Annotated in this window: 5 protein-coding genes; 1 reads left to right on the forward strand and 4 read right to left on the reverse strand. The window is 40.7% G+C overall.

Annotation, left to right across the window (positions count from 1 at the left end; all coding sequences use genetic code 11):
- Window positions 1-28 precede the first annotated feature (28 nt).
- The 4 genes from miaA to tsaE are packed head-to-tail and all read right to left on the reverse strand — an operon-like array spanning window position 29 to window position 5307.
- On the reverse strand, window positions 29-964 hold the full coding sequence (gene miaA, locus GLP24_RS17670) for a tRNA (adenosine(37)-N6)-dimethylallyltransferase MiaA (protein ID WP_101770102.1): 936 nt from the start codon (window positions 962-964) through the stop codon (window positions 29-31).
- Window positions 965-985: 21 nt separating this feature from the next.
- Window positions 986-3115, reverse strand: a complete 2130-nt coding sequence (gene mutL / locus GLP24_RS17675; protein ID WP_232616333.1) for a DNA mismatch repair endonuclease MutL — start codon at window positions 3113-3115, stop codon at window positions 986-988.
- 2 nt (window positions 3116-3117) lie between these two features.
- Window positions 3118-4836 carry an N-acetylmuramoyl-L-alanine amidase gene (locus GLP24_RS17680; protein ID WP_101770098.1) on the reverse strand — a complete coding sequence of 573 codons (1719 nt, stop codon included), beginning with the start codon at window positions 4834-4836 and terminating at the stop codon, window positions 3118-3120.
- A 6-nt stretch (window positions 4837-4842) separates the two neighbouring features.
- Window positions 4843-5307, reverse strand: a complete 465-nt coding sequence (gene tsaE, locus GLP24_RS17685; protein WP_101770099.1) for a tRNA (adenosine(37)-N6)-threonylcarbamoyltransferase complex ATPase subunit type 1 TsaE — start codon at window positions 5305-5307, stop codon at window positions 4843-4845.
- A gap of 425 nt (window positions 5308-5732) precedes the next feature.
- Between tsaE and queG the strand changes: the two genes are divergently transcribed.
- Window positions 5733-6866 carry a tRNA epoxyqueuosine(34) reductase QueG gene (queG, locus tag GLP24_RS17690; protein ID WP_232616335.1) on the forward strand — a complete coding sequence of 378 codons (1134 nt, stop codon included), beginning with the start codon at window positions 5733-5735 and terminating at the stop codon, window positions 6864-6866.
- Window positions 6867-7571 lie beyond the last annotated feature (705 nt).

Here is a 7571-nt window from a genome sequence, read left to right on the forward strand (position 1 = left end):
GCAAAGCAGTTCAGAGTATACACGTTAATTAAACATCACATCTAACTGAGTTTGTGACGGTTTGTAACGCGCTATCAACATCACTACTATCCAACCAAGTCAAATCTTTCCAGCCACGAAGCCAAGTGATTTGACGCTTTGCCAATTGACGAGTAGCACAGATACCACGGAAAACCGCTTCATCTATGTCATGTTTCCCGTCCAAATATTCCCACATCTGTCGATAACCAACGCAGCGTATAGAAGGAAGTTCAAGGTGAAGATCACCACGGTCATATAATGCCCGTACTTCCTGCTCAAACCCTGCTTCGATCATTTTTTTGAACCGAAGCTCAATTCGATGATGTAGTACAGCCCTATCCGTGGGCGTAATTGCAAATTGGTGAACCTTATAAGGTAACGATTCACCTTGAGTTTTAGTTAACTCAGTTAATGTTTTACCTGTGATTCGAAATACTTCCAATGCACGAGATAATCGCTGCGGATCATTGGGATGGATCCTTGCACCCGCAACCGGATCAATCTGCACCAATTCATCATGTAGATCTTGCCAACCCCGCGCCTCAGCATCACGTTCAATACCAGCGCGAACAACATCGTTTGCAGCAGGTAATGGTGACAAACCTTCCAATAATGCCTTGTAGTACAACATAGTACCACCGACCAATAAAGGAATCCGCCCTGCAGCTACTATATCAGCCATTTCTTTTAGTGCATCAGTACGAAAGTCTGCAGCAGAATAACTTTGCGCTGGATCACGAATATCGATTAAACGGTGCGGCGCTAGTGCCAATTCATGCGCATCTGGTTTCGCTGTACCAATATCCATTCCTTTATAAATAAGGGCTGAATCAACGCTTATCAACTCAACCGGGAGCTGTTCTCGTAACCGAATGGCTAAATCAGTTTTACCTGACGCTGTCGGACCCATTAAAAAAATAGCTTGTGGTTGTGGCTTCGTCATAACTTGTGGCTTAGTCATAAATTATTTAAATGCTTCTATCGCTGCTTGCATATCAACAGGGCGAATAAGTTGAGTCTTAAATGTCATCACTTGTTCTCCCCATAGCTGCTCTAATTCGGTAATTAACTGAATCGCTTGTGACAAGGTATAGGTTACTACTGGTGTATAACATTGCTTAGCGAGCCAGAATAAAAGGTTATCCCATCCTTGAGCATCAGGGTCATCACTCACGGTATGAAGATAGGTTAACAAATTTGGGATTAACTGTTGTAAATTTTGTTGTCTTAATGGCATACAAACCGACAGTATAATAATACTATTGCGCCCTTTTGTTTTTAGTTGAACCCCTAATTGCTTTAGTAACTGTCCATGTTGCTCAGCACACTGGATTAATTCAACGTCAATAGGCACTGCCAGTGGAATCAATAATGGCTGAGGCTTTAAACCTTCCGTTTTTGCTAATTGTAACTGCCCCACATAACGTAAATTTTCAGCCGTAGGTAAATGTAATAGCACCACCTCATGTTGCTGACTCAACAATAAAAACTGCTGCTCAATAACAACTAATGGTTTCCCAAATCCAACATCATCACCATAACAACGCTTACTTGGCTTACTTGGCTTTATTGCTATTGGTTGATTTGATAATGGCCATTCACGTCGAGGTTCAGCTATCTGAGCCGACACTTCACGCTCTGCGCGATGCGTCGACATAAACAGTGCACTGTCTGACTTATCCGGTGTTATCAGCTGCTGATAAACGTTAACCTCTGCGGCTGTTGGCCCGGTCTCTCCATAATGACGACCAGCCGAACCTTGTTGGCGCTTAGCGGTAACTGACGGTGGTAATAATATTGAACTACTCTTTTGACTATAGCTTTGTTGAGTATCTTTACTAACTGAATTTACTAATAAAGTTTTTTTAGATGTAGAAATGGGGATCGAGTCTATATCAAGAGCCGGAGTTGACACTGTTGTTGCAACAGATAAATCTTGAGGCGTTAACCAATGCTCTGGCGCAGCCTTATTAGGATAATCAGGCATAGCCGCAATAGTGTGAGAAACACGATCAATAACAGCAGCAGTGACCTCACCATGCGCATGTGCACTGGCTCTTACTGGCGCTTGATATTGATGAACATCATCAATATCAGCAGCTTGCTGTAATGCGCTTTGTAATGTTTGATAAATAAAATCATGTACTAAGCGCGCTTGATGAAAACGCACTTCATGTTTAGCCGGATGAACATTAACGTCCACTTGATGCGGATCAACCTCGATATACAGCACATAAGTGGCATATTGCTCGGATCGTAAACTTGATTCATACGCTTGTCGAATCGCATGATTGATTAGTTTATCTTTCATCATACGACCATTAACGTAGCAATATTGAATATCATTTTGGCTCCGTGCCCCTTGTGGGCTACAAATCCAACCAGATAATCTTAAATCACCATGCGCTAATTCAACCACTAATGCATGTTGCAAAAATGATGGACCACAAGCCGCCGCTAAACGGCGTTCTTGTTGTAATGTATTCTCAGCAATACGATATTGACGCACCAATTTACCGTTATGGCGCAGTGTAATTGCCACATCAAAGCGGCTTAAAGCAATCCGCTTAATCAATTCGTCAATATGGGTAAATTCTGTTTTTTCAGTTCGTAAAAACTTACGTCGCGCTGGCGTATTAAAAAACAAATCCAACACTTCAAGCGTTGTGCCTACAGGGTGAGCAGCAGGTTTTAACTGCACCTCCATATCACGCCCTTCAGCATAAGCAGACCACGCTTCTGCTTGGTCTTCAGTACGAGAGGTTAAAGTTAATCTAGAAACTGAACTGATACTGGCGAGCGCTTCACCACGAAAGCCTAAGCTAACAATGGCTTCAAGATCATCCAGTGAGGCTATTTTTGAGGTCGCATGGCGGCTAAGGGCTAAGCCAAGCTCATCCTTAACAATCCCTTTACCATTATCACGAATACGAATTAACCGGCTGCCACCTTTTTCGATATCAATATCAATTCGAGTGGCACCGGCATCTATACTATTTTCAACAAGCTCTTTGACTACCGATGCGGGGCGTTCAACAACTTCACCCGCTGCAATCTGGTTAGCCAGCCGAGCGGGTAAAATCTGAATCGGCATAATTAACTTCTTGGAATGATTAGCGTCTGTCCTACAGCTAGTTTATCAGAACGTAGCTTATTCGCATCACGAATAGTTGCTACTGATACCCCATATTCTGCCGCAATCTTACTTAAAAATTCACCACGACGTACTTTATGACGTTCTATTTTCGTCGCAGCAACGGCTATTTTTAATTTCTGGCCAACCATGACGTTATCTGACTTTAAATGGCTCGTTTGACGAATGCTGCTCATGGTTACCCCATATTTAGCTGCAATTTTGCCAAGGTACTCACCACGTGTCACGGTATGCCATATAATACGTGTTGATGCTGTATTTTTTGGTGTCGTTATGTTTCCTACAAACGCCGTCTTGATACCACTACCTGGAATTAACAACATTTGACCAATATTAACCGAATTTGATTTCAGATGATTCGCCGATCTAATGGCTGCCATCGATGAACCATATTTAGCCGCAATACCACTCAATGTTTGTCCCGATGTCACTTTGTGCTTCATGCCACCGGCATTTAAACGCGAAGCAAATAAGGTGCCTTCAGGTGGATGAGCGGTGAAGTATTGTAAAATACCTTTATAAACCGCACTCGCCAGTTGATTTTGATGTGCATTAGACGTTAATTGGCGCTCTTCAATTGGGTTAGTAATAAAACCTGTTTCAACCAATAATGATGGAATATCCGGTGATTTTAATACTGCCAAACTTGCATATTGCGGTACGGTTTTATGTAATCGTGCAATATGACGCAGATTCGATAATACCCGTTTAGCAACATCGTAGCCTTCTTTCTGCGAATAGCTAAATTGCAAATCAAGTACAGCACGACCTAAATATTTATCTTTAGGGTTACTTGATAATACATCACCACCACCCAGTAATTCTGACTGCTTCTCACTTTGCTCTAACCAACGACCAATCTCAGTATTTGCACGACGAGTATTTAATACCCATACAGATGCACCTCGAGGTTTTGGTGAACTAAAGCCATCTGCGTGAATAGAAACTAATAATAGCGCTTTATTTTTACGTGCTATCTCTGAACGTTTACTTAATCCTACATAATAGTCACCACGACGAGTCATTACCGCACGCATACCCGTTGTCGCATTAATCTTTGCCGCTAACTTTCGGGCAACCGCTAAGGTCACGTTTTTTTCGTATTTATGCGTTGGACCAATAGAACCAGGATCATCACCACCGTGGCCTGCATCAACTGCAACCACAATATCCGCTGTACCTGATGGTAACTTAGCTAAGTTATTTTCAGTGGCTTTCTCTTCTTCTTGCTCATCTTTATCAGCAATACCCGCACCAGAACCATTAGGTAAATCCATTACCAATCGATAACCATAGCTACCATCAGGTGTAGGTGAAAGAGAAAATATTTTTGGCGTCGTGGTACGTTTAAGCTCAAACACTAATCGTGTCGTGCCTTTTCCTGGCGCATTGCTACTACGAACTTTAGTTAATATTTCACTCTTCGTAACAGTAATTGGCAATTTTGTTTTAATTGATGTCTTATTTAAATCAATCACTAACCGTGATGGATTTGACAGCATAAACTGCGAATAATCTGCTTTGCCTTGCATATCTAACACGACACGCGTTTCATCAGGCGCGGGCCATACTCGAACGCCCTTTAGTTCATTTGCAAAAGCGGTAGAACTAACTAATCCCACTCCCAAAATTAGAAGATTTGCATACGTCCGTAACGCCATTTCTAATTAACCTAATTGTAAGTGGTTGATCAACGTTGAACCATAATCCGTATTCGACGTCAGTATTACTTTTCTTTGTTCACCGTAATAGCGTAATTCCAACTCAAGATCAGCATCAGGCAGCATACCAACCCCTTTTTCTGGCCATTCCACTAAACAAATAGCGTCGCTAGTAAAATAATCACGGATCCCCATAAATTCTAATTCTTCAGGATCAGCAAGACGGTACAAATCAAAATGATAAACCTGCCAAGGAGCCAGATCATATGGTTCAACTAAAGTATAAGTCGGACTTTTTACATTACCTTGATGACCCATTGCACGAATAAAACCACGACTGAATGTCGTTTTACCTGCACCTAAATCACCATGAAGATATATTGTTGTTTGTTGCGTGCAGGCTTTAGCCAATTTAAGGCCAAAATCTACCGTTGCCTGCTCATCAGCAAGAAAAGTTTCAAATGTTTGCATTATATTTTATCTTGGGTTGACTAATTGACGAATAAACGGAAAAAGATTCGCGCCAGCATACCACGCTCGCCGCGTTGCGCACATAAATCTGCTGCTTTACGATAAATCAAAACCTCAGTATATCTAGACATATAGTGTACGAGATTATGATCTGCCTCGAAAAATAACTATTTTAATTTTACCGCAATAAAGTAATACCATTCAATTTGTGTCATTCACATATTCAGCACTGGTGCAGCTTTGATACTCTCTCATTATTATCTCAACTATTATTCCTGCCATTGACAACAGCATGTCAGCTTGTCGCCGAGCTAGCCATAGCAACCATTAAGTTAACACTGTCATTGTTACTACTAATGGCTATTCTAAAATAATAATGTGCTAGAATCCGTTCCCTGATTTTTACTGGCTATAAGACTGACGCTATGAGTATCGATTATCAACAACTCGCACTGCAAATTAAAACTTGGGGGCAAGAACTTGGCTTTCAGGCTGTAGGGATCTGTGATATCGATTTAACACAGCACGAAGCACAACTACAGCGATGGCTTGATGCTGGTTACCATGGTGATATGGACTGGATGGCGCGCCACGGAATGATGCGAGCTCGTCCACAGGAATTACTCCCTGGAACCATACGTGTCATCAGTGTTCGTATGAATTACTTACCACCACAAGCAGGGTTTGCTCAAACCTTAAAGCAACCAACAAAAGCCTATATTAGTCGTTACTCGCTCGGACGCGATTATCATAAATTAATTCGAAATCGCCTCAAGCAACTAGGCCAACGTATTGAAAGTGTAGTGGGTGAGTTTGGCTGTCGACCATTTGTTGATTCAGCTCCAGTATTAGAACGCCCATTAGCTGAAAAATCAGGATTAGGCTGGACAGGGAAACATTCTTTAATTCTTAACGAACAATCTGGCTCGTGGTTCTTTTTAGGGGAACTATTAATTGATTTGCCGCTACCTGTTGATACTCCGACAACCAATCAATGTGGAAAGTGTGTAGCTTGCATGACCAGTTGCCCTACAGATGCCATTATCGAAGCGGGGGTCGTTGATGCACGACGTTGTATTTCTTATCTCACCATTGAATTTGACGGTATTATTCCAGAGCAATATCGAGCAGCAATCGGTAATCGAATTTATGGCTGTGATGACTGCCAATTAGTCTGCCCTTTTAGCCGCAACGGTGAAATAACAACAGAAACGGACTATCACTGCCGTGATGTATTATTTCAGCAAGATTTAGTAACACTCTATCAATGGAATGAAGCAACATTTTTAAGTAATACAGAAGGCTCTGCCATTCGTCGTATTGGTCATACTCAGTGGTTACGAAATATCACGATTGCATTAGGTAACGCACCTTATCAAGCCGATATCATCAATGCATTAATCACCCGTCAAGGAGAGCATCCACTCGTCGATGTACATATTAAATGGGCTTTGGAGCAGCAACAACAAAAACGCCAACAAATGGTTATCGATGTTCTGCCTAACGCAACGAAACGTTTAGTACGGATTATAGAAAAAGGACTGCCTAGAGATGCGTAACACTCTGGGTATATGTGGAAAACTTTTTTAATTACGTTAAAAAGATGAGCTAATAGAAAGATTAAACACAGGGAGTGGATAACATAATCAAGATGGTTATCCCAATAAAGAAAGGACAAAATGAACTGTGTACAAATTGTAGATAAACGAGGATTAAAACATAAAAAACAAACAGTTATCCTGTTAGTCTTTCATATCTAATAACGAGAATAGTTTCAAACTCATGTCCTATATTAAAGTTATTCACACCTAGCTAGCACATCTAATCAACTGACTTACCCACAGATATTTTTATGTGGATAACTCTGTTAATTTAACTGTGATCTAACGGTGCAATAAATTTAAAATACTTATAAAAATAACAACTTATCATGTATTTTTAAAAACAAATACAAAATAAACCACAATGTATTATTGCAGTAAGTATAATTTATCAATGCTAGGAAAGAGCGTTTGCCATATATGACAATATTGATATTACAAACATCTTTGTAAATAGCTAAGATGAAAAAAACAACCGTTAGGTTGCATGATCAATAGCAGATGATGTAATCGAAGCTGATGCTTCTAAGTAGGCTTCATAGTAAAACTAGAAACACTTGAAGTAGTACACTGATAATATCGGTAATCGAATACCTCAGGAATACCACATTAAGACTAATACTTCACAGTAGTAGTTCACCGATAAGTTCGATGATGACTAAA

This window comes from Photobacterium carnosum (assembly GCF_021236965.1).
Lineage (GTDB): Bacteria > Pseudomonadota > Gammaproteobacteria > Enterobacterales > Vibrionaceae > Photobacterium > Photobacterium carnosum.

Excerpts from the sequence above, each read along its gene's own strand:
- miaA (WP_101770102.1), bottom strand. The coding sequence starts at position 964 with ATGACGAAGCCACAACCACAAGCTATTTTTTTAATGGGTCCGACAGCG.
- tsaE (WP_101770099.1), bottom strand. The coding sequence starts at position 5,307 with ATGCAAACATTTGAAACTTTTCTTGCTGATGAGCAGGCAACGGTAGAT.
- GLP24_RS17680 (WP_101770098.1), bottom strand. The coding sequence starts at position 4,836 with ATGGCGTTACGGACGTATGCAAATCTTCTAATTTTGGGAGTGGGATTA.
- mutL (WP_232616333.1), bottom strand. The coding sequence starts at position 3,115 with ATGCCGATTCAGATTTTACCCGCTCGGCTGGCTAACCAGATTGCAGCG.
- queG (WP_232616335.1), top strand. The coding sequence starts at position 5,733 with ATGAGTATCGATTATCAACAACTCGCACTGCAAATTAAAACTTGGGGG.